General features: G+C 73.1%; 23 protein-coding genes. 11 read left to right on the forward strand and 12 right to left on the reverse strand.

Going from position 1 to position 21,845, the window contains the following annotated elements; all coding sequences use genetic code 11:
- Positions 1–67 precede the first annotated feature (67 nt).
- On the reverse strand, positions 68–952 hold the full coding sequence (locus tag O7620_RS09265; protein WP_278122696.1) for an MHYT domain-containing protein: 885 nt from the start codon (positions 950–952) through the stop codon (positions 68–70).
- Positions 953–1,117: 165 nt separating this feature from the next.
- A complete protein-coding gene (locus tag O7620_RS09270; protein ID WP_278122697.1) occupies positions 1,118–3,919 on the reverse strand; it encodes a DEAD/DEAH box helicase in 2,802 nt (933 codons plus the stop codon).
- A gap of 86 nt (positions 3,920–4,005) precedes the next feature.
- Between O7620_RS09270 and O7620_RS09275 the strand changes: the two genes are divergently transcribed.
- Together O7620_RS09275 and O7620_RS09280 are read left to right on the forward strand one after the other, a co-directional pair.
- The gene (locus O7620_RS09275; RefSeq protein ID WP_278122698.1) at positions 4,006–4,776 is read left to right on the forward strand and encodes an HAD-IA family hydrolase; all 771 of its coding nucleotides are present in this window, start codon (positions 4,006–4,008) and stop codon (positions 4,774–4,776) included.
- Positions 4,777–4,910: 134 nt separating this feature from the next.
- Positions 4,911–5,822 carry an EamA family transporter gene (locus O7620_RS09280; protein WP_225854581.1) on the forward strand — a complete coding sequence of 304 codons (912 nt, stop codon included), beginning with the start codon at positions 4,911–4,913 and terminating at the stop codon, positions 5,820–5,822.
- On the opposite strand, the gene O7620_RS09285 is transcribed toward O7620_RS09280, so the two are convergent.
- The 6 genes from O7620_RS09285 to O7620_RS09310 form a co-directional block, all read right to left on the reverse strand.
- Complete coding sequence (locus O7620_RS09285; protein ID WP_278122699.1) at positions 5,785–6,708, reverse strand: diacylglycerol kinase; 924 nt, start codon at positions 6,706–6,708, stop codon at positions 5,785–5,787. The two genes, O7620_RS09280 and O7620_RS09285, sit on opposite strands and share 38 nt — an antisense overlap.
- Positions 6,709–6,845: 137 nt before the next feature.
- Positions 6,846–7,796, reverse strand: a complete 951-nt coding sequence (tatC, locus tag O7620_RS09290; protein ID WP_278122700.1) for a twin-arginine translocase subunit TatC — start codon at positions 7,794–7,796, stop codon at positions 6,846–6,848.
- An 18-nt stretch (positions 7,797–7,814) separates the two neighbouring features.
- Positions 7,815–8,126 (reverse strand): Sec-independent protein translocase subunit TatA, encoded by a 312-nt coding sequence (gene tatA / locus O7620_RS09295; protein ID WP_139584298.1) that lies wholly within the window; start codon positions 8,124–8,126, stop codon positions 7,815–7,817.
- A 169-nt stretch (positions 8,127–8,295) separates the two neighbouring features.
- Positions 8,296–8,541, reverse strand: coding sequence for a hypothetical protein (locus tag O7620_RS09300; protein ID WP_278122701.1), 246 nt, complete (start codon positions 8,539–8,541; stop codon positions 8,296–8,298).
- A 10-nt stretch (positions 8,542–8,551) separates the two neighbouring features.
- Positions 8,552–9,598: a YafY family protein gene (locus tag O7620_RS09305; RefSeq protein WP_278122702.1), complete on the reverse strand. Its 1,047-nt coding sequence runs from the start codon at positions 9,596–9,598 to the stop codon at positions 8,552–8,554.
- On the reverse strand, positions 9,595–10,593 hold the full coding sequence (locus tag O7620_RS09310) for a WYL domain-containing protein (RefSeq protein WP_151490693.1): 999 nt from the start codon (positions 10,591–10,593) through the stop codon (positions 9,595–9,597). The genes O7620_RS09305 and O7620_RS09310 overlap by 4 nt, the downstream gene beginning before the upstream one ends.
- Positions 10,594–10,722: 129 nt before the next feature.
- Between O7620_RS09310 and O7620_RS09315 the strand changes: the two genes are divergently transcribed.
- The 3 genes from O7620_RS09315 to O7620_RS09325 all read left to right on the forward strand — a co-directional run bounded on the left by O7620_RS09315 (position 10,723) and on the right by O7620_RS09325 (position 13,179).
- The gene (locus O7620_RS09315) at positions 10,723–11,730 is read left to right on the forward strand and encodes a cation diffusion facilitator family transporter (protein WP_278122703.1); all 1,008 of its coding nucleotides are present in this window, start codon (positions 10,723–10,725) and stop codon (positions 11,728–11,730) included.
- Between the two features lie 61 nt (positions 11,731–11,791).
- The gene (locus tag O7620_RS09320; protein WP_278122704.1) at positions 11,792–12,877 is read left to right on the forward strand and encodes a DUF3866 family protein; all 1,086 of its coding nucleotides are present in this window, start codon (positions 11,792–11,794) and stop codon (positions 12,875–12,877) included.
- A 116-nt stretch (positions 12,878–12,993) separates the two neighbouring features.
- Complete coding sequence (locus O7620_RS09325) at positions 12,994–13,179, forward strand: hypothetical protein (protein ID WP_151488933.1); 186 nt, start codon at positions 12,994–12,996, stop codon at positions 13,177–13,179.
- A gap of 99 nt (positions 13,180–13,278) precedes the next feature.
- On the opposite strand, the gene O7620_RS09330 is transcribed toward O7620_RS09325, so the two are convergent.
- The 4 genes from O7620_RS09330 to rfbA all read right to left on the reverse strand — a co-directional run bounded on the left by O7620_RS09330 (position 13,279) and on the right by rfbA (position 16,478).
- A complete protein-coding gene (locus O7620_RS09330) occupies positions 13,279–13,473 on the reverse strand; it encodes a hypothetical protein (protein ID WP_151488934.1) in 195 nt (64 codons plus the stop codon).
- Positions 13,474–13,540: 67 nt separating this feature from the next.
- Positions 13,541–14,899 (reverse strand): Pup--protein ligase, encoded by a 1,359-nt coding sequence (pafA, locus tag O7620_RS09335; RefSeq protein WP_278122705.1) that lies wholly within the window; start codon positions 14,897–14,899, stop codon positions 13,541–13,543.
- 68 nt (positions 14,900–14,967) lie between these two features.
- Positions 14,968–15,591, reverse strand: a complete 624-nt coding sequence (gene rfbC / locus O7620_RS09340; protein WP_151488936.1) for a dTDP-4-dehydrorhamnose 3,5-epimerase — start codon at positions 15,589–15,591, stop codon at positions 14,968–14,970.
- On the reverse strand, positions 15,588–16,478 hold the full coding sequence (gene rfbA, locus O7620_RS09345; protein WP_151488937.1) for a glucose-1-phosphate thymidylyltransferase RfbA: 891 nt from the start codon (positions 16,476–16,478) through the stop codon (positions 15,588–15,590). The genes rfbC and rfbA overlap by 4 nt, the downstream gene beginning before the upstream one ends.
- Positions 16,479–16,565: 87 nt before the next feature.
- On the opposite strand from rfbA, the gene rfbB reads away from it, so the two are divergent.
- Genes rfbB through O7620_RS09375 form a run of 6 tightly spaced genes read left to right on the forward strand, consistent with a single transcriptional unit; the run spans position 16,566 to position 21,845 of the window.
- Positions 16,566–17,567, forward strand: coding sequence for a dTDP-glucose 4,6-dehydratase (gene rfbB, locus O7620_RS09350; RefSeq protein WP_151488938.1), 1,002 nt, complete (start codon positions 16,566–16,568; stop codon positions 17,565–17,567).
- A complete protein-coding gene (gene rfbD, locus O7620_RS09355; RefSeq protein ID WP_278122706.1) occupies positions 17,564–18,451 on the forward strand; it encodes a dTDP-4-dehydrorhamnose reductase in 888 nt (295 codons plus the stop codon). The genes rfbB and rfbD overlap by 4 nt, the downstream gene beginning before the upstream one ends.
- On the forward strand, positions 18,448–18,819 hold the full coding sequence (locus O7620_RS09360) for a DUF2304 domain-containing protein (protein ID WP_139584287.1): 372 nt from the start codon (positions 18,448–18,450) through the stop codon (positions 18,817–18,819). Before rfbD ends, O7620_RS09360 begins: the two co-directional genes overlap by 4 nt.
- The gene (locus tag O7620_RS09365) at positions 18,812–19,513 is read left to right on the forward strand and encodes a glycosyltransferase family 2 protein (RefSeq protein WP_151488940.1); all 702 of its coding nucleotides are present in this window, start codon (positions 18,812–18,814) and stop codon (positions 19,511–19,513) included. The genes O7620_RS09360 and O7620_RS09365 overlap by 8 nt, the downstream gene beginning before the upstream one ends.
- Positions 19,510–20,820, forward strand: a complete 1,311-nt coding sequence (locus O7620_RS09370; RefSeq protein WP_278122707.1) for a polysaccharide biosynthesis protein — start codon at positions 19,510–19,512, stop codon at positions 20,818–20,820. Before O7620_RS09365 ends, O7620_RS09370 begins: the two co-directional genes overlap by 4 nt.
- Positions 20,817–21,845 carry a glycosyltransferase family 2 protein gene (locus tag O7620_RS09375; RefSeq protein WP_278122708.1) on the forward strand — a complete coding sequence of 343 codons (1,029 nt, stop codon included), beginning with the start codon at positions 20,817–20,819 and terminating at the stop codon, positions 21,843–21,845. Before O7620_RS09370 ends, O7620_RS09375 begins: the two co-directional genes overlap by 4 nt.

Raw genomic sequence — 21,845 nt, forward strand, 5'->3', positions numbered from 1 at the left:
CGGCTCTCACATTCAACACCGACACCACCTGCGGATGGCAGAGCGGGAGACCTGACGCCGGGATCGCCTACCGGGGCGGGTTGTCCCGCCGGGACGGGAACGGAGTGCCGGGCTGACCGAGGGTGGAGCGGGCACGCAGCCCGACCGGGTCCGGTGCCGCGGTGGGTGCCGCCGGGGCCGCCTCGGGCAACCGCCGTGCGTCCAGGTACGCGGCGGCGGCCCGGTCGTCGTCGGTGGGGGCGGCGAGCAGCGCGTAGAGCAGACCGACCACCCCGAAGATCACCGCGAGGACGATCGGCACCAGCAGCGCGCCCACGCTGGCGCCGGTCACCGCACCACGGGTCTCGTGCTGGTGCACCGAGACCGCGCTCATGCCGGTGAAGTGCATGCCGTTCACGGCGACGCCCATCACCAGCGCGGAGCAGAAGATGGCCACCGCGCGGCGGACGGTCATCGCGAGCCACAGCGCGACGGTGGCCGCCACGACCGCGATGACCACCGAGAGCACGACCCGGGTGGTGTCGTAGCCGAGGTCGCCGTTGAGGCGCATCGCCGCCATGCCGGTGTAGTGCATGGCGGCGACGCCGGCGCCGGTGAAGATGCCGCCGGCGATCAGCCGTGCCGGGTTCAGGCGGCCGGTGCCGACGATGGCCAGGCCGATGGCGACCGCGACCACGGCGATGGCGGTGCTGGCGGCGGTGAGCGGCACGTCGTAGCGGATCCGGGTGCCGTCGACGGCGAAGCCGAGCATGGCCATGAAGTGCATGGCCCAGATGGCGGTGCCGCCGAGCGCCCAGGCGGCCAGCAGGCCCCACCAGGCGCGCTGCCCGGCGGTGCGGGCCGTACGGATGCGCCCGGCGCAGACCAGCCCCAGGATCGACCCGAGCACGGACAGCGCGTAGCTCAGCGCGGGCGTGATCCACCCGTACTCAAAGTGATTGATCTCCGCCACGGCGGCCTTCTCCCCATTCGTTACCGGCGCGTAAACACGGCGCTCGGGCAATGATCAGGGGTGCTCCGAGCAGCCGCAACAGCGCCCCCCGAGCTATCCGGGGGGTGCCGTCGCGGTGACCGTCCGATGCGTCGATTCGATAGCGGCGTTGACCGAAAGTGATGATCAGGCAGAGGTGTGGTATGCCAGTACACCCCGGTTGATGGCCGCTATCGCCTGCCGGGCGGTGGAGCGCAGCTCCGGCGACGCGCCCCCGGAGTCGGAAAGCTGACCGAGCAGGTCGACCACCTGCCGCGCCCAGCGGACGAAGTCACCGGCCGGCATCTCGCCGTCGATCTCGTGCCCGCTGCCGAGCACCTTGGCCAGCGCCTCACCCCGCGCCCACCGGAAGACCGGCCAGGCGAAACCGAGATCCGGTTCGCGGGTCGCGGTCAGGCCCCGGGCCGCCTCGTCGGCCTCGATCTCGCCCCACAGCTTCAGCGTCTCGTCGACCGCGTCGGCCACCGGGCCACGCGGCAACGACGCGCGCTCGTCGACGTCGCGGCGCGCCTCGAAGACCACCACGGACACCGCGGCCGCCAGTTCAGCCGGGGAGAGGCCGTCCCACACGCCCCGGCGCAGGCACTCGGCGACCAGCAGGTCCGCCTCCGTCCAGATCCGCCCCAGCATCCGGCCGGCGTCGGTCACCGCACCGTCGCCGGCGAGGTAGCCACGGTCGGTCAGCAACGCGACGATCCGGTCGAACGTGCGAGCGAGCGACCCGGTACGCCCGGAGACCCGCTCGCGCAGCTCCTCGGTGTCGCGCTCCAGCCGTCGGCGTCGCTCCGCCCACCGGGCGTGCTCCTCCCGCTCCGGGCAGGCGTGACAGGGGTGGCGGCGCAGCTCACCGCGCAGTTGGGTGAGCCGGTGGTCCTCGCCGGCCACCTGCCGGGAACGGCCGCCCCGGCGGCCACCGTGCCGGTCCAGGCCGGTGCCGCTGACCTCGGCGGCCAGATCCCGGCGGGCACCCGGCGACCGGTGGTTGAAGTGCTTGGGCACCCGGATGCGGGCCAGCACCTCGGCCGGGGTGGTGAAGTCGCCGGGGCTGACCCGACCCGCCCAGCGGTCCTGGGTGAGCACCAGCGGCCGGGGTTCACCGAACCCGCCGGTGGCCGGGTCCAGCACGACGGCCAGGCCGGCGCGGCGGCCGGACGGCACCCGGATCACGTCGCCGACGCGTAGCCGCTCCAACGACGCCACGGCGGCGGCCTTGCGCTGCGTCTGCCCCTGCCGGGCGATGGCCTTCTCCCGGTCGGCGATCGCCACCCGCAGCGCGAAGTACTCGTCGAAGTCGCCGTGGTGGCAGGCGGCCTCCGCGCCGTACGCCTCGATGGTCTCGGTGTTGCGCTGCACCTGCCGCGCCAGGCCGACCACCGACCGGTCCGCCTGGAACTGGGCGAACGACGACTCCAGCAACGCCCGGGCGGGTTCCGCGCCGACCGTGCCGACGAGGTTCACCGCCATGTTGTACGAGGGCCGGAAGCTGGAGCGCAGCGGGTAGGTGCGGGTGGAGGCGAGCCCGGCCACGTGCCGCGGGTCGGTCTCCGGGGACCACACCACGACGGCGTGCCCCTCGACGTCGATGCCCCGCCGGCCGGCCCGACCGGTGAGCTGCGTGTACTCCCCCGGGGTCAGGTCGACGTGCGCCTCGCCGTTGTACTTCACGAGGCGTTCCAGCACCACGCAGCGCGCCGGCATGTTGATGCCCAACGCGAGGGTCTCGGTGGCGAAGACCGCCTTGACCAGACCGCGGACGAACAGCTCCTCGACGACCTCCTTGAACACCGGCAGCATGCCGGCGTGGTGGGCGGCCAGACCGCGCTCGAGGCCGTCGAGCCACTCCCAGTAGCCCAGCACCGACAGGTCCTCGCCGGGGATGGCGGTGACCCGGGACTCGACGACCCGGCGGATCTCGGCGCGTTCGTCGGGCGAGGTGAGCCGCAGGCCGGCGGCCAGGCACTGCTGCACCGCGGCGGCGCAGCCGGCCCGGCTGAAGATGAACAGGATCGCCGGCAGCAGACCCTCCCGGTCCAGCCGGTCGACGATGTCGGGGCGCATCGGGCCGCGCCACCGGGGGCCGCGCCGACCGGAGCCCGGCCCGGCGCTGCGGCCCTCCCCCAGCTCCAGGCGGCGCATCTGGTCGCGGGTGTAGCGCAGCAGCTCCGGGTGCACGTCGTGCTTGCGGGCCGCGTCGGCGTCGTGGAACAGGTCGAACATCCGCTTGCCGACCAGCATGTGCTGCCACAGCGGCACCGGCCGGTGCTCGCTGACCACCACGGCGGTCTCGCCGCGCACGGTGACCAGCCAGTCGGCGAACTCCTCCGCGTTGGAGACGGTCGCCGACAGCGAGACCAAAGTGACCGAGGCGGGCAGGTGGATGATCACCTCTTCCCACACGCCGCCGCGGAACCGGTCGGCCAGGTAGTGCACCTCGTCCATCACCACGTACGCCAGCCCCTGCAGGGTGCTGGAGCCCGCGTAGAGCATGTTGCGCAGCACCTCGGTGGTCATCACCACCACCGGCGCGTCGCCGTTGATCGCGTTGTCGCCGGTGAGCAGGCCGACCTGCTCGGCGCCGTACCGGGCGACCAGGTCGTGGTACTTCTGGTTGGACAGCGCCTTGATCGGCGTGGTGTAGAAGCACTTGCGCCGGGTCGGCGGCGTCGCCGGGTCGTCGGCCGCCGCCGGGTCGCCGGGCCGCCCGCGCAGAGCCAGGTGTACGGCGAACTCGCCCACCACGGTCTTGCCGGCTCCGGTCGGGGCGCACACCAGAACGCCGCTGCCCCGCTCCAGCGACTGGCACGCCTCCCGCTGGAAGTCATCGAGGTCAAACCCCAGGTCAAGGGCGAACTCGTCCAGCGCCGGGAACTGTGCGGCCTGCGCGGCTCGGCGGCGCGCCGCTGAGTACCGCTCGGCGGGGCTCGACATGGCACCAAGATTAGTGCGTGCCAGGACAGGACACCCCACAAGGCCGTCCGGAGGGGTCGTCGGCGGGGCTCGGTAGGGTGCACGGCGTGCCGGACCATGCCGAACCGCCCCAGACCCCTGCGCCGGGCAGCGCCGAGGCCGCGGCCGCCCCGCGGGCGTCCCGACGGCCCGTCAAGGCGGTGCTCTTCGACTTCCACGGCACCCTCGCCCAGGTCGAGGAGCCCCGGCAGTGGGTGCTGGAGGCCGCGGCGGCCTGTGGGGTCACCCTGGACCGGGTCCGGGCCACCTCGCTGGCCGACCGGCTGCTGACCGCCGGGCGCGCCGGAGGGCCCCTGCCGGCGCGGGTGCCGCCCCGGCTGGCCGAGCTGTGGGCCGACCGGGATCTCTACCCGCACGCCCACCGGGGCGCGTACACCGGTCTCGCGGAGACCGTCGACGCGGGCATCGAGGGCTTCGCCGACGCTCTCTACGAGCGGCTGCTGATCGCCGAGGGTTGGCTGCCGTACCCGGACACCGCCCCCACGTTGACCGCGCTGCGTGACGCCGGGGTGCGGGTGGCGGTGGTCAGCAACATCGGCTTCGACCTGCGGCCACACTTCGACGCCTGGGGCCTGACCGACCTGGTCGACGCGTTCGTGCTGTCGTACGAGGTGGGGCGCTGCAAACCCGACCCGGCGATCTTCTGGCGTGCCTGCGGGATGCTGGGCGTCGACCCCGAGCAGACGCTGATGGTCGGCGACACCCCGGCGGACGCGGGCGCGGTCGCCGCCGGCTGCGCGGTGCTGGTGCTCCCGGCCGCCGACCCGGGTCGGGAGAACGGGCTCGGCGCCGTCCTGGACCTGGCCCTGCCCGCCTGACCCGCGGCTGCGGTGCCGTCGGACGGGCATGCGGCTCACCGGTAGCTCGCCGTCGCCGTACCGGCCGCCCTCCGCCGCCAGGATGGTGGACACCGCCGGGAGGTGGGCGACGGCGACCGCCTAGCGTCGTGCCCGTGACCGACACCCTGCTGCCCACACCGCGACCGGCCGACGCGCCTCTGCAGCGCCGTGGTGGCGTCGCCGCCGTGGGGCTGGTGCTCGGCGGGGCGCTGTCGGTGCAGTTCGGCTCCGCCGTGGCCGCGCTGATCTTCCCGCGTACCGGGGTGGCCGGCGCGGTGACCCTGCGGCTGACGATCTCGGCGATGCTGCTGCTCGTCGTGTGCCGGCCCCGACTGCGCGGCCACGACCGGTCGGCCTGGCTGGCCGCGGGCGGCTTCGGGTTGGCGCTGGCCGGCATGAACTCGCTGTTCTACCAGGCCATCGAACGCATCCCGCTCGGTCCGGCGGTCACCCTGGAGGTGCTGGGGCCGCTGGCGCTGTCGGTGTGCACGGCCCGCCGGCTGGTCAGCTGGTGCTGGGCGGGTCTCGCCCTGGCCGGGGTGGCGCTGCTCGGGCAGGGCGGCTTCGACCGGCTCAACCCGGCCGGGGTGGCGTTCGCGTTCGGCGCGGGCGCGATGTGGGCCGCGTACATCGTGCTGAGCGCCCGGGTCGGCGGCCGGTTCCCGGGCGCGGACGGGCTGGCCCTGGCGCTGACCGTCGCCGCGCTGGTGACCCTGCCGCTGGGCATCGTCGACGGCGGCGCGGTACTGCTCGACCCGCCGGTCCTGGCACTCGGTACGGCCCTCGCGGTGCTCGCCTCCGGCCTGCCGTACACGCTGGAGCTGCTGGCGCTGCGGCGGATGCCCACCGCCACCTTCGCGGTGCTGATGAGCCTCGGCCCGGCCATCGCCACGCTCGCCGGGTGGCTGGTGCTGCGTCAGGCGTTGACCCTGCTGGAGTGCGCCGCCATCGTGCTGGTCATCGTGGCGAGCATCGGCGCGGTGCGGGTCAGCGCAGCAGCTTCAGGGCGCCCGGCACGGCGCTGATCGTCACCGGCAGCTTCAGGGAGCGCTCCCCGTCGGCGTACGTGGTGATGCCCTCGCCGGCCAGCTCCACGGTGCGGGCCCGGTAGCTGGTCACCAACGGGTGGCTGACGTGGGTGCCCTGGTAGATGCGCGGCTTCACCCGGATCAGGGTCCGCCGGTTGACCCGGCCCGCCACCACCACGTCCAGCAGCCCGTCGGTCGGGTCGGCATCGGGGCAGATGCGCATCCCACCGCCGTAGGTGGGGCAGTTGCCCACCGCCACCAGCACCGCGTCCAGCTCGTGCGGCACCCCGTCAAGGCGCAGCGTGTAGCGGCGGGGCCGCAGCCGGGCCAGCTCGACCACGATCGCCAGGTCGTACCGGCGGGGGCCGCGCGGCCAGCGCATCCGGTTGGCCCGCTCGTTGACGATCGCGTCGAACCCGGCCGCGAGGACCGCCCCGTACCAGCGTTCGACGCCGTCGGCGCCGGTCATCCGGGCCAGGTCCACCACGTGGGTCCGGCCGGCACGCAGCGCGTCGGCGATGACCGCCACCGCGGCGAGCGGATCGGCGGGAAAGCCGGTGTCCAGCGCGAAGTCGTTGCCGGTGCCCGCCGGCACCGGCCCGAACGGCACGCCGGTGCCCGCGACCGCCTGCAACGCGCGGTGCACGGTCCCGTCCCCGCCGATCGCGACGAGCGCACCGGCGCCCTCGGCGACCGCGGCACGGCACGCCGCCTCCGCCTCGGCGGGACTGGACGCCGACAGCAGCCGGACCGGCCGGCCGGCGACGGCCAACCCGTCCAGCAGCCGGGGCAGCACGGCGCGGTGGCGTCCCCGCCCCGCGGTCGGGTTGGTGAGCACGGCGACCGGGCCGGGCAGGTGATCGTCTGCGGTCACGGGCAGCACCGTACCGGTCGGACACCCGCCGTTCACCGGGGGCAGGCACCGTCACGGCCGGTCCCGGCGCCGGCGCGGCGGGTGACGCGGCGACGCCGCCCCCGGACAACGGGGACGGCGTCGGCGAACCGGGCGGCGCGCAGCCGTCAGGTCATGTCGTCGTAACGACGCTCGATCGGCGCTGGCTTCGCGATCGGCTCGGGCGCACCGATCGGCGCGGACGCGTCGACCCGCTGCCCGGCCACGACCGGATCCGCGTCGTACTCCAACGGCGACACCTCGTCGTCGTCGATGCCGGCGTAGATCTCCTTGCCACGCCCGCGCCGCCGGTCGTTGATGAAGGCGATGCCCACCGCACCGAAGTAGAGCGCGGACAGGCAGATCGCCAGGGCGGTCATCCCGAACGGGTCCGGGGTGGGGGTGACCACGGCGGAGAACGCGAAGAACACGAAGATCGCCACACGCCACCAGCTGAGCAGCCGCTTCGCGCTGGCGATGCCCACGAAGTTGAGCATCAGCACGATCAACGGGAACTCGAACGCCACACCGAACAGCAGGATCAGGTTGGTGACGAAGGAGATGTACTTGGTGATCTCCAGTGTCGTGCTGATCTCGCTGTCCGAGATGCTGAGCAGGAACTCCAGGCCCTTGGCCGTGACGAAGTACGCCAGCACCGCACCGGCCGCGAACAGCGGCGCGGCCAGAGCGGTGAAGAAGTACGCGTAGCGCCGCTCGTGCCGGTGCAACCCGGGCGCGATGAACGCCCAGAGCTGGTAGAGCCACACCGGCGCGGCCACGATCAGGCCGACCCAGAGCGCGACCTTCAGGTTGAGCAGGAACAGGTCGGCCGGGCCGAGCTGCACGAACTCACACTTGCCGTTGACGATCCGGGCCTGCGGCAGGTCACAGTAGGGCTGCTGCAGCAGGTGCAGCACCGGCTTGGCCAGCCACACGCCCAGGCCGAAGCCGATCAGGATCGCCACGGACGCGCGGAAGAGACGGTTGCGCAGCTCGCGGACATGCTCGATGAGCGTCATCGAACCGTCGGCGGCCCGCTCGAAACTGCTCGGGCCGCGTTTACGCAGTGCGAAGGCCACGGGACTCGGGCCCTTCGGTCAGTTGTCGCGGACGCGGTGCACCGGGTCGACGACCGGCTGCTGCGGCGGGGCCTGGTACGGAGCCTGCTGCGGCTGACCGGCGTACGGCGCCTGCTGCCCGGCGTGCGGCGGCAGCGGCTGGTAGCCGGCCTGCGCGTCGGCCTTCTCGGCGAGGTCGCGGTCGTCGTCCTGCAGGCTCTTGGTCTCGGCCTTGATGATCCGCAGCGAACGGCCCAGCGAACGGGCCGCGTCAGGAAGCCGCTTCGCGCCGAAGAGCAGGATCAGCACAACCACGAGAACTGCGATGTGCCACGGCTTGAGGGCACCCATGAGAAGCTCCAGTCGCTCTGTGTCCGGGGGTGGTACGCAGCCCATCGTACGTGCGGATCGGTCGGTTGCCACCCGCCGGGTGGTGGTGGTCCGCCCCGGCCGGTGAAGTCTTGACCAACGCGTGATGATCCGTCAACCGCCGCGGGTGGGGTGCGGCGACGCCGGTCGGTCAGCCGCGCTTGGCCTTGATCACCGCGAGCCGCCGCTGCGCGGTGTCGCGCTGCCGCTGGACCCCCTCGGCGCGTTCCTGCAACGCCTCGGCGGACTCCCGCAGCGTCTCGGCCTCGGCGGCCCGCCGCTGCAACGCCACGGCCGCCCGGCGCAGGCGGGGCAGCCGGGTCAGCACCGGACGCACGGCCAGCGCCAGCGCCACGAGCGGGAGCAGCACCACCGCGAGCACGATCCAGATCAGCACGGCGGTCAGCCTACTGGGTGCGGCCCGCCACCGCCGGGTCGCCCGACGGCGCGCCACCGAGCACCGCCGGGTCGACGGCCGCGGGCGCGGGCACCGCGTACGCGTCCAGCGCGGCGGCCGCCGTCGCCCGGACCTGCTCGGCCAGCTCGGGCGGGGACACCACGGTGACCTCCGGGCCGAGCCCGAGCACGAACCGACGCGCCCACCCCAGGTCGGTCACCCGCAGCGAGACGAGCCACTGGTCGCCGTCGCCGGCCTCCACCCGCTCGCACGGGTAGTACTCGGTGATCCACCGCTCACCCCGTCCGACCCGCAGGGTGATCAGCGGCAGGTCGGGCGAGGGACGGAAGACGCCCTCGGTGAGATCGTGCGGCACGGCCTGCGGCGGCACCGTCGCCGGCTCGTCCAACTCGGTGATCGCGTCGATCCGGTCGGCCCGGAACAGCCGGACCGCCTCAGCGCGTCGACACCACGCCTCCACGTACGCCCGGCCACCGACCATCAGCACCCGCAGCGGGTCGATGACCCGTTCGGTGGTCTCGTCCCGGGCCGCCGTGTAGTAGGTGATCCGCAGCGCCTTCCCGCCCTCCACGGCCGCGCGCAGCGCCTCCACCCGCCGGTTGTCCCCAGGCAGCCGGACCGCCACCGGCGCGCCCACCAGGTCGCCCGCGTCCTCGATCTTGGCGAGGGCCCGCTCGACGGCCTCCCGGTTGGCCACCCCGGGCGTCTCGGCGAGCATCCGCAGCGCCACCACGAGCGCGAGGGCCTCGTCGGGGGTGAGCCGCAGCGGCCGGTCGATACCGGCGTCGTAGGTGATGGTCACCCGGTCACCGTCGAAGGCCATGTCGATCAGGTCACCGGGGCCGTACCCGGGCAGGCCGCACACCCAGAGCAACTCCAGGTCCTCCCGGAGCTGCCGCTCGGTGACACCCAGGTCACCGGCCGCCTCGGCGATCTCGATGCCCGGCCGGGCCAGCAGGTACGGCACCAGGTTGAGCAGCCGGGCCAACCGGTCGGCGGACGCGCGGGAGCCACCCCGGGCGGCGGGACGGGTCACCGGGCACCTCCGGTCACGGTCAGCTCGTCGTGGCGCACGGCGATCTCCTTGAGCCGCTGGATGACCGCCTCGCGGACCTCCGGCGGGTCGAGCACCCGCACGTCCGGGCCGTACCCGACGAGGTGCCCGGCCAGCCCGTCCGGGTCGGCGTACGGCAGGACCAGCCGGTCGCCGTCGGGCCCGGCGGTCACCTCGACCGCCCAGCGGCGCAGCCCGGCGGCCCGGCCCGGCACGGCCAACACGGTGGCGCGGCCGGTCCGTTCCACCGGCCCCGACCAGCGGGCCACGTGGTTGATCAGGTCCTCACCGGCCGGCGGCTGGTAGGCGCCGGGCGCGCCGGTCACCCGGACGGCACCGACCACCCGGGACAGTCGGAAGCAGCGGGTCGCCGCGCGGTCCAGGTCGTGGCCGACCACGTACCACCGGCCGCGCCAGCAGACCACGCCCCACGGTTGGAGCCGGCGGCGGCTGGGCGCGTCGCGGTCGGGCACCCGGTAGTCGAAGCCGACCTCGCGGCGGTCCCGGGCGGCGGCGGTCAGCGGCGCGAACGCCGGGTCGACGGTGACCATCGGCTCCAGGCCGAGGGTGGCCTGCGGGTCCACGTCCACGCCGGCGGCGCGCAGCTTGGCCAGCCCGGACGACGCGGCGGCGGCCAGCCCGGCGTGCTGCCACAGGCGGGCGGCGATGCCCACCGCAGCGGCCTCGTCCGGTTCCAGGGGGATGTCCGGCAGCGCGTACTCACGGTGGGCGATCCGATAGCCCGGTTCGGCGTCGAAGGCGCTGGCCGTCCCGGTCTCCAACGGCACGCCCAGCTCACGCAGCTCGGCCTTGTCCCGTTCGAACTTGCGCTGGAACGCCTCGTGGTCCCGCGCGTCGTCGGGATCGTGCTCGTAGCCGGGCACGGTCGCGGCGATCTGCGCGGCGGTCAGGAACCGTCGCGTGGACAGCAGGCAGATCACCAGGTTGACCAGGCGTTCGGTGCGGGTCCGCGACACGGGTAGACGCTAGCAGCCGACGCGCCCGAGCCGTGCACCCGCGCGGGCGTGCCGCACATCTGTTCGGATCGGTGGTGTCGCGGGCCACTACCGCGGCGCGCCGCCACCACCGGTCATAGGGTGGCTCTCATGTCGCAAGCGGAGGCCAGGCCGGAGAGCGAGAGCGTCGGCACCGTGGTCGTCGCGGGCGCCGCGAACCTCGCCATCGCGGTGGCGAAGCTGATCGCCGGACTGATCTCCGGGTCGGCCGCGATGCTCTCCGAGGCGGCGCACTCGGTCGCCGACACCACCACCGAGGTGCTGCTCTTCCAGGCGCTGCGCCGCGGCGCCCGGCCGGCCGACCAGCGGCACCCCTTCGGGTACGGCAAGGAGAGCTACGTCTGGGCGTTCTTCGCCGCCATGTTCACCTTCGTGGCCGGCGCCGGGTTCGCCGTCACCCACGGCGTCACGACGATCCTGGTGCACGAGCACAGCGGCGACTACCTGATCTCGTACATCGTGCTCGGGGTGTCGTTCGTCATCGAGTCGATCTCGCTGGCCCGGGCGGTGCGCCAGGTCCGTCGCGAGTCCCGCCGCTGGGAGACGACCCCGTGGCGGTTCCTGCGGCTGACCGCCGACACCACCGTCAAGGCGGTCTTCCTGGAGGACAGCGCGGCCCTGATCGGTCTGCTGCTGGCCGGCCTCGGCGTCGGCCTGTCGCACGCCACCGGCGACGAGGTGTGGGACGGCGTCGCGTCGATCCTGATCGGTCTGCTGCTGCTGACCGTCGCCGGGATCCTGGCCGCCAACAACCTGTCGCTGCTGGTCGGCCGGGCGGTCCCGGCGCGGCTGCGTCGGGAGATCGAGCGGGAGCTGGCCGAGCTGCCCGAGGTGGAACGCATCGACACCCTGCTCACCATGCAGCTCGGCCCGGACGACATCCTGGTCGCCGCGAAGGTCGACTTCCGCGACGAGGCCACCGGCGCGCAGATCGAGGCCACCGCCGACGAGGCCGAGCGGCGACTCACCGAGCGGTACCCGGAGATCCGCTTCGTCTTCCTCGACCCCACCCGCTCGCTGCCCGGCGCCACCGGCACCGCCCGGCACACCCAGGCCCGGCCGAGCCCGGACGCCGGCGGCGGCCCCGAGCAGACCTGAACCACGCCACGGCCCGCACCCGGGCGCGGGCCGCCGGGCACGCGCGGCTAGCGTGCCCGTCATGGTGCGATGGCGTACGGGGACGGTGGCGACGCTGCGACGGCAGTGGACCGGGGCGGTGGAACTGGACGTCGACCTGCCCGACGGCACGCGGATGCGGGCGCTGGCGTACCCGGAACTGGTCGGCACCCCCGCGCCCGGCGACCGGGTGCTGCTCAACGCGGGAGCCCTGCTGATGGGGCTGGGCACCGGCGGTTACGCCCTGGTGGTGGCCCTGCCGGACCGGTTGCCGCCGGACCCGCCGGACGCCGGTGACACCCGCGACGCCGGACACCTCGTGAAGGCCCGGTACACGCCGCTGCAACCGATCCTGCTCGGCGTCGACGAGGAGGCCTCCCCGCACCGCGACGTGCTCGCCGACTCCGACGACCTGGCCGGCCTGCCGGTGGTCACCGCCGACCTGCACTCGGCCCTGCCGGCGATCCTGGCCGGCATCCGGGCCGACGCTCCGCACGCCCGGGTGGCGTACCTGCTCACCGACGGCGGGGCACTGCCGGCCTGGTTCTCCCGCACCCTCGCCGGGCTCCGCGGCGACCTGGCCGGCACGATCACCGTCGGGCAGGCGTTCGGCGGCGACCTGGAGGCCACCACCCTGCACGGCGGCCTGCTCGCCGCCCGACACGTGCTGCACGCGGACGTGGCCGTGGTCGCCCAGGGGCCCGGCAACCTGGGCACCGGCACCCGGTGGGGCTTCTCCGGGGTGGCCGTCGGCGAGGCCGTCAACGCGGTCGCCACGCTGGGCGGCCGGCCGGTCGGATCGCTGCGGATCTCCGCCGCCGACCCCCGCCCCCGCCACCGGGGCGTGTCCCACCACAGCCTCACCGCGTACGGCCGGGTCGCGCTCGCCCCGGCGGACCTGGTGCTGCCCGACGACCTGGAGCCGGACCTCGCCGCCGAGGTGGACGCCGCGCTGGCCCCCCTGGCCGCCCGGCACCGCGTCGTCCGGGTGCCCACCGGCGGCCTCGACGCCGCGCTGCGGGCCAGCACCGTGCCGCTGTCCACGATGGGCCGTGGCCTCGACGCCGACCACGCCTACTTCCTGGCCGCCGCCGCGGCCGGTCGGCACGCCGTCACCCTGCTGCCCTGACCGGTGTCCGTCGCCACCGCGCGGCGCTGCCGACCGTGGCGGGCACGGTGACAGCGCCAACAAATCCCAACCGGACCCTCACGGGTTTCTGACAAGTCGACGTTAGCGTCGTGCCCATGAGACGACACGTCATCTGGGCAGGCACCGCAACGACCGGTCGCGCGGCCGGCACCGGCGAAGACTGGCACACTTCGACCGCCGACACGAGCGGCGAGGACTGGCTGGCCGGGGCCGCCCACAGCCCGGGTGGCGGCGGAACCCACCGCCGCACGCCCACGGTCCGGGGCCGCCTCGACTCCTGACGTCCGCCAGCGCTCGGCGCGACACGGACGGCGCGTACGCCGGTGCGGGCTGGATGGTCCCGCGCAGCAGCCCGCACCGCGTACCGGCCCGCCGCGGGGTCAGGCCAGGAAGATCAGGGCGAGCCAGCCGCCGACGATCAGCACCAGCGCCAGGGCCAGCACCCAGGTCGGCACGGTGTACTCGCCGCGGCGGTTACGGTCGATCTCGGCGCGGATCTTCTCCCGCCGGCGTTCGACCCAGTTCTGCCGCTCGGTGCCGCGCTCGGGGCGGTCGGAAGATCCAGAAGTCGTCATGGCGCGCCCAGCCTACCGGGCCGGCCGGCCTCGGCGACGGATACCACCGCCGGGGCCGGCACACCCGTCACATGCTGGCGATCAACCGCTCCACCCGCTCGTCGTAGGCCCGGAACGGGTCCTTGCAGAGCACGGTGCGCTGCGCCTGGTCGTTGAGCTTCAGGTGCACCCAGTCGACGGTGAAGTCCCGCCGCTTCTCCTGGGCGTGCCGGATGAACTCGCCGCGCAGCCGCGCCCGGGTGGTCTGCGGCGGGGTCTCCTTGGCCTCGAAGATCTCCGGGTCGGTGGCGACCCGGTCCACCTCACCACGGCGCTCCAGCAGCCCGTAGAGGCCCCGACCCCGGCGCAGGTCGTGGTACGCCAGGTCCATCTGCGCGACCCGGGGATGCGACAGCGGCAGGTCGTGCTTGCGCTGGTAACGCTCGATCAACCGCAGCTTGGTGACCCAGTCGATCTCACGGGAGACCGGCTCCAGATCCCCGGTCTCCACGGCGTTGAGCACCCGGCCCCACAGCTCGACGACCCGCTTGGCGGCCTGGTCGCCGCCCCGGCGCTCCACGAACTCGGTGGCCTTGGACAGATACTCCTGCTGGATGTCCAGGGCGCTGACCTCCTTACCGGAGGCCAACCGGACCTTGCGACGCCCGGTGATGTCGTGCGACACCTCCCGGATCGCCCGGATCGGGTTCTCCAGGGACAGGTCGCGCATCACCACCCCGGCCTCGATCATCCGCAACACGATGTCGGCGGTGCCGACCTTCAGCAGCGTGGTGACCTCGTTCATGTTGGAGTCCCCGACGATCACGTGCAGCCGCCGGTAACGCTCGGCGTCGGCGTGCGGCTCGTCGCGGGTGTTGATGATCGGACGGCTGCGGGTGGTCGCCGAGGAGACGCCCTCCCAGATGTGCTCGGCCCGCTGTGACAGGCAGTAGACCGCGCCGCGCGGGGTCTGCAGAACCTTGCCGGCCCCGCAGATCAACTGCCGGGTGACCAGGAACGGGATGAGCACGTCGGCGAGCCGCCCGAACTCGCCGTGCCGGGAGACCAGGTAGTTCTCGTGACAGCCGTACGAGTTGCCGGCCGAGTCGGTGTTGTTCTTGAACAGGTAGATCTCACCCGCGATGCCCTCGTCGTGCAGCCGCTTCTCCGCGTCGACGAGCAGACCCTCCAGGATCCGTTCGCCGGCCCGGTCGTGGGCGACCAGGTCGGTCACCGAGTCGCACTCCGGTGTCGCGTACTCCGGGTGCGACCCGACGTCCAGGTAGAGCCGGGCCCCATTGCGCAGGAACACGTTGCTCGACCGACCCCAGGAGACCACGCGACGGAACAGATACCGCGCGACCTCGTCCGGGGACAGCCGCCGCTGCCCGCGATAGGTGCAGGTGACGCCGTACTCGGTCTCGAGGCCGAAGATTCGCCGCTCCATGGTGTGACATTAGCCGCCCGGAGGCCCGGTTCGTCACTGTCACACCGCAGGTCGTGCCTCGGGGGCGGTCACATACCGGCTGAGTGCGACATTCCGTCCGCCCCGAGGCTCGAAACGAACCGCCGGCACGCGTCGTACTCCGGCAGCAGGCCCCGCTCGCGGGCCTGGGCGAGGGTCGGCGCCGCGTCGTCGCGCGCCGACAGCAGCGGGACGTCGGCGGGCCACTCGATGCCCAACTCCTCGTCCAGCGGGTGCACCGCGTGCTCACCCGTCGGGTTGTACGTCGCCGAGCAGAGGTAGCTCAACGTCGCGTCGTCGGTCAGCGCGCAGAAGCCGTGCCCCAGGCCCTCGCTGAGGTAGACGGCCCGGCGGTCGGTGTCGTCGAGCCGGACACCCTCCCACCGGCCGAACGTCGGCGAGCCCACCCGCAGGTCCACGATCACGTCGAGGACCGCGCCACGCACACACGTGACGTACTTGGCCTGGCCGGGCGGCACGTCGGCGAAGTGCACGCCACGCACCACGCCACGCGCGGAGACCGACAGGTTGGCCTGCGCCAGGCGCAGCGGGTGCCCCACCGCCTCGGCGAGCCGGTCGAAGCGGTACCACTCCATGAACATGCCGCGCGCGTCACCGTGCTGCTGCGCGGTGATCTCCCAGGCGCCCTCGATGCTCAGCTCCCGCAGCTTCACCAGGACACCCCGTGGCTGCCGTCGCGCTCGTCCAGGAGGCGAAGCAGGTAGTCGCCGTACCCGCTCTTGGTCAGCGGCGCGGCCAGCGCGCGCAGCTGGTCGTCGTCGATCAGGCCGGCCCGCCAGGCCACCTCCTCGACGCAGCCGATCTTGAGGCCCTGCCGCTCCTCGACCACCCGGACGAACTCGGCGGCCTGCATCATCGAGGTGAACGTGCCGGTGTCCAGCCAGGCGGTGCCCCGGTCCAGCACGGTCACCGACAGCTCGCCGGTCTCCCGGTACACCTCGTTGACCGCGGTGATCTCCAGCTCGCCCCGGGCGCTCGGGGTGAGCTTGCGGGCGATGTCGACCACCCGGTTGTCGTAGAAGTACAGACCGGGCACCGCGTAGCGGGACTTCGGCCGGGCCGGCTTCTCCTCGATCGAGAGCACCCGGCCGTCGGCGTCGAAGTCGACCACGCCGTACTCCTGCGGGTTGGCCACCTGGTAGGCGAAGACCCGCCCGCCGACGGGGTCACCGTGGTCGGCGAGCTGCCGGCCCAGACCCACGCCGTGGAAGATGTTGTCGCCGAGGATCAACGCCACCGACTCGTCGCCGATGAAGTCCGCGCCGAGGATGAACGCCTGCGCGATGCCCTCCGGGCGCTCCTGGGTGACGTAGTCCAGCCGCAGCCCGAACTGGCTGCCGTCGCCGAGCAGCCGACGGAACTGGTCCTGATCCTCCGGGGTGGTGATCACCAGGATCTCCTGGACCCCGGACATCACCAGGGTGGAGAGCGGGTAGTAGACCATCGGCTTGTCGAAGACCGGCATCAGCTGCTTCGAGACCGCCCGGGTGATCGGCCAGAGCCGGGATCCGGTGCCGCCGGCAAGTAGGATTCCACGCACCGGGGAAGCCTACCGGCACGGCTACGGAACGTGCGTGGGGGTCGCGTCCCACGCCCCGGGCGCAACTTCGCGTACACTTCCGGACCCGTGAGGATCCTCGTCACCGGCGGAGCCGGATTCATCGGGTCGGAGTACGTTCGTCTGCTCTTGGGCAAGCCCCTGGGCAGCGCCGAGGGCGTGCCGCCGCTCGAGCCGGCGGTCGTGACCGTGCTCGACAAGCTGACCTACTCGGGCAACTTGGCCAACCTCGACCCCGTACGCGACGACCCGCGACTACGGTTCGTGCAGGGCGACATCTGCGACCCGGTCGTCGTCGACCAGGTCGTCGCCGACCACGACGTGATCGTGCACTTCGCCGCCGAGTCGCACGTCGACCGGTCGATCGAGGGCGCCGCGCCGTTCGTCACCACCAACGTGCTGGGCACCCAGACCCTGCTCGACGCCGCGCTGCGCCACCGCACCGGCCGGTTCGTGCACGTCTCCACCGACGAGGTGTACGGCTCCATCGACGAGGGCTCCTGGACCGAGACCTGGCCGCTGGCCCCCAACTCGCCGTACTCGGCGTCCAAGGCCGGCTCCGACCTGCTCGCCCTGGCCTACCACCGCACCCACGGCATGGACGTGGTCGTCACCCGCTGCTCCAACAACTACGGCCCGTACCAGTTCCCCGAGAAGGTCATCCCGCTGTTCGTGACCAACCTGGTCGACGGCGGGACCGTTCCGCTCTACGGCGACGGCGGCAACATCCGCGACTGGCTGCACGTGCACGACCACTGCCGCGGCATCGCCCTGGTCCAGCAGAAGGGCCGCGCCGGCGAGGTCTACAACATCGGCGGCGGCACCGAGCTGACCAACAAGGAACTCACCGGCCGGCTCCTCGACGCCTGCGGCGCCGGCTGGGACCGCGTCGTGCCCGTCACCGACCGCAAGGGCCACGACCGCCGCTACTCCCTCGACATCAGCAAGATCAGCGCGGAGCTGGGCTACCAGCCCAGCATCACCCTCGACGAGGGCCTCGCCGACACCGTGCGCTGGTACCAGGAGAACCGGGCCTGGTGGGAGCCGCTGAAGTCGGCGCCCACCGCATGACCCGACTACTCGTCACCGGCGCCGGCGGGATGCTCGGTCGGGACCTGGTCACCGTGCTGGGGGCCCGGCCCGACCTGAAGGTCACCACCGCCGCCCGCGCCGACCTGGACGTCACCGACCCCGCCGCCGTGCGCGCCGCGGTCGCCGGACACGACGTCGTGATCAACGCGGCGGCGTGGACCAACGTCGACGGCGCCGAGGCCGAGGAGGCCGCGGCCACCGCCGTCAACGGCCACGGCGTCGCGAACCTCGCGGCGGCGTGCGCCACCGGCGGCACCCAGTTGATCCAGGTCTCCACCGACTACGTCCTCTCCGGCGACGCCGACACCCCCTACCCGGAGGACGCGCCCACCGCGCCGGTCAACGCGTACGGCCGGGGCAAGCTGGTCGGCGAGCAGGCCGTCGCCCGACTGCTCCCGGACACCGGGTACGTGGTCCGGACCGCCTGGCTGTACGGGGCGCACGGGCCGAACTTCGTGGCCACCATGCTGCGGCTCGCCGGGCAGCACGAGCACCTCGACGTGGTCGACGACCAGCACGGGCAACCCACCTGGTCCTACCGGCTCGCCGAGCGGCTGGTCGCGCTCGCCGACGCCGCCCTGGCCGGTCGGGCGGCGCCCGGCGTGTACCACGGCACCTGCGCCGGCCAGACCACCTGGTACGGGCTCGCCCGCGCCGCGTTCACGCTCGCCGGACTGGACCCGGACCGGATCCGACCCACCACCAGCGACCGGTATCCTCGTCCCGCCCCCCGTCCGGCGTACAGTGTGCTAGGGCACAACCGCTGGGCGGCCGCGGGTCTGCCGCCACTTCAGGACTGGCACTCCACCCCGGTTGACGCGTTCCACTCCCCCGCTCCACCCGCCCCGTGGAAGGTCGCATGAAGCTCACCCTCGTCACCGGCCTGACCGGCCTGCTGCTGCTCGGCACCATCGTCGAGCTGCTGCGCCGTCGTCAGCTGCGCGAGAAGTACGGCATGCTCTGGCTCGCCGTACTGATCATCGTGATCCCGTTGTCCCTGTTCCCCCGGCTGCTCGACAACGTCGCCGAACTCCTCGGCGTCGCCTCCGGTGTCAGCCTGGTGCTCTTCCTGGGCATCGTCTTCCTGCTGCTGGTGTGCGTACATCTCAGCTGGGAGGTCAGCGCCCTGGAAGAAGAGACCCGCACCCTGGCCGAAGACTTCGCCCTGCTCCGCGCGCAGATCGACGCGGACCGGGCGGCCCGAGACGAACTGGTGTCCACCGATGGTTAACGGCAAGCGCACCTTGATCATCATCCCGGCCCTCAACGAGTCGGGCTCCATCGCCGACGTCGTCGGGGAGGTCCGCGGCGAGCTGCCCGGCGTCGACGTGCTCGTCGTCGACGACGGCTCCACCGACCGCACCGCCGACGTCGCCGCCGCCGCCGGCGCCCGGGTCGCGAAGCTGCCGTACAACCTCGGTGTCGGCGGGGCCATGCGCCTCGGCTACCGCTACGCCCGCGACAACAACTACGACGTCGCCATCCAGATCGACGCCGACGGCCAGCACGACCCCCGGTACGTGCCAAAGCTCGTCGACCTGCTCGACGACAACGACCTGGTCATCGGCGCCCGCTTCGCCGGCGAGGGCGACTACAACGTCCGCGGCCCCCGCCGCTGGGCCATGGTCATGCTCTCCGCCGTGCTGTCCCGGGTCGCCCGCACCAAGCTCACCGACACCACCTCCGGCTTCCGGGCCGCCAACCGGCGGGTCATCGAGATGTTCGCCGGGTGGTACCCGGCCGAATACCTCGGCGACACGGTGGAGACCCTGGTGCACACCGCCCGCCGCGGCTTCCGCATCCGGCAGGTGCCGGTCGCCATGCGCAAGCGGATGGCCGGCACGCCCAGCCACTCCCCCGCCAAGGCGATGATCTACCTCGGTCGCGCGTTCGCGGTACTCACGCTGGCGCTCATCCGCCGGTGATCCGTCGCCTGCTGCGCCTGATCCCGCCCGGCACCATCGCTGTTGGTGCCGGGCTGGGTCTTCTCGGCCTCGCCTCCTACGTCCACCTCGCGGTCGCCGGCCACAACCTCACCGAAGTCGACTACTCGTCGCTCTCGGTGCTCTGGTCGATCGTGTTCACCCTCGGCATCGGCATGTTCATGCCGGTCGAGCAGGAGGTCGCCCGGGTCGTCGCCGCCCGACACAGCCAGGGGCTCCCCCCGGGGCCCGTGCTGGCCCGCGGCGTCACCGTGGCCGCCGTGATGCTCGCCGTGCTGGTGCTGGCCGTCACCGCCGGCCGCCAGCTGCTCGCCGACAAGCTCTTCCACGGCGACGGCACCATGGTCACCGTGCTGGTCGGCGCGCTCGCCGCGATGGCCGTCGCCTACGCCACCCGCGGCGTCCTCTCCGGCCTGCAACTCTTCCCCTGGTACGGCACCCAGCTCGGCGTCGACGGCGGCCTGCGGATCATCCTGGTCGCCCTGCTCGGGCTCGCCGGAGTGACCTCCCCCGTCTGGTACGGCCTCGTCCTGGTCGCCGCCCCACTGGTCAGCGTCCTGCTCACCCTGCCCCCGGTGCTGCGCGTCATCGGCGGCGGCGCACCCGTGGCCTGGGCCACCCTGCTGCGCGGCCTCGGCCTGCTCACCGCGTCCAGCCTGCTCTCCCAGGTCGTGGTCAACATCGGCGTGATCAACGTGCAGTTGCTCGCCCCCACCGAGACGGCCGCCGCCGGCGCCCTGCTCTCCGCCCTCGTGCTGGTCCGCATCCCCCTGTTCGTCTTCGGCTCACTCCAGGCGTCCCTCCTGCCCGGCCTCGCCACCACCGCCACCACCGGCGACCAGGCCGGCTTCCACAGCCTGCTGCGCCGCGCACTCGGCATCGTCACCGCACTCGGCCTCACCGGGGCGCTCGGCGCCGTACTGATCGGCCCATGGCTGGTCCGCACCCTCTTCGACGCCCCCGACGTGCTCGGCCACGGCGACTTCGCGTGGCTGGCCGTCGCCACCCTCGCCTACCTCTGGGCCATGGTGCTCGGCCAGGCCCTGCTCGCCCTCGACCGGCACCGCGCACAGGCCCTCGCCTGGACCGTCGGCGTCGCCGCCCTGGTCGCCGTGACACTGATCCCGGCCCCGGTCACCCTGCGCGTCGAACTGGCCTACACCGTCGGCTCCGTCGTCGTCGCCGCCACCATGGCCGTCCTGCTGCGCGGCGGCTTCCGCCGACCCACCACCCCCACCCGGCCCCTCGACGACGCCGTCGCCCCTGCCGTAACCGGAGGCATCCGATGACCCGCCCACAGGTGACCGCGGTGATGCTCGCCTACGGCACCGAGCCGTACCTGGTCGACGCCGCCCGTGCCGTGCTGGCCAGCACCGACGTCGACATCGACCTGGTGGTCGTCGACAACGGCTGCACCGGCGACGGCATCGACATCGTCAAGGGCTTCCCCCAGGTCCGGGTCGTCCGACCCGAACAGAACACGGGCTATTCCGGCGGCTGCCGCGTCGGCGCCGCCGAAGCCACCGGAGACTGGCTGGCCTTCGTCAACTCCGACGCCATCGTCGCCCCCGACGCCCTCGCCAAGACCGTCGCGGTGGCCGCCGAACCGGGCGTCGGCGCGACCATGGCCTCCATCCGGCTCGCCGACAACCCCGAGCTGATCAACACGTCCGGCAACCCGCTGCACTTCACCGGGCTGTCCTGGGCCGGCGGCAACGGCGAACCCGCCACCGCACACGCCGTACGCACCACCGTGCCCTCCCTCAGCGGCTGCTGCTTCGTGATCAGCCGCGAACGCTGGCAGGACCTCGACGGCTTCGCCGCCGAATACTTCGCCTACCACGAGGACACCGAACTCAGCCTGCGGCTGTGGCAACGCGGCCTGCGCCTGGAGTACGTCCCCGACGCCGTTGTCCGCCACCACTACGAGTTCTCCCGCAACGACCTCAAGCTCTACCTGGTGGAACGCAACCGACTGGTCACCCTGCTCACCGCCTACCAGACCCGGACGCTGGTGGTGCTCGCCCCGATGCTGCTGCTCACCGAGGCAGCCATGCTCGCCGCCGCGCTCGCTGGCGGCTGGACCAGGCAGAAGACCCGCGGCTGGGGCTGGCTGTGGAGCAACCGCGCCTGGGTGGGTTCCCGCCGCCGTCAACTCCAACGCGAACGCACCGTGCCCGACGGGGTCATCGCCGACCTGATGACCGCCCGCGTCGCCCCGTCGAACGTCGATTCGCCGCCCGGCATGGGCGTGTTCAACGCCGTCGCCGCCGGCTACTGGGCCCTCGCCCGACCGCTGCTGCAACGCCGCTGA

The sequence above is a fragment of the Micromonospora sp. WMMD710 genome, assembly GCF_029626045.1.
In the GTDB taxonomy this organism is placed as follows: Bacteria; Actinomycetota; Actinomycetes; order Mycobacteriales; family Micromonosporaceae; genus Micromonospora.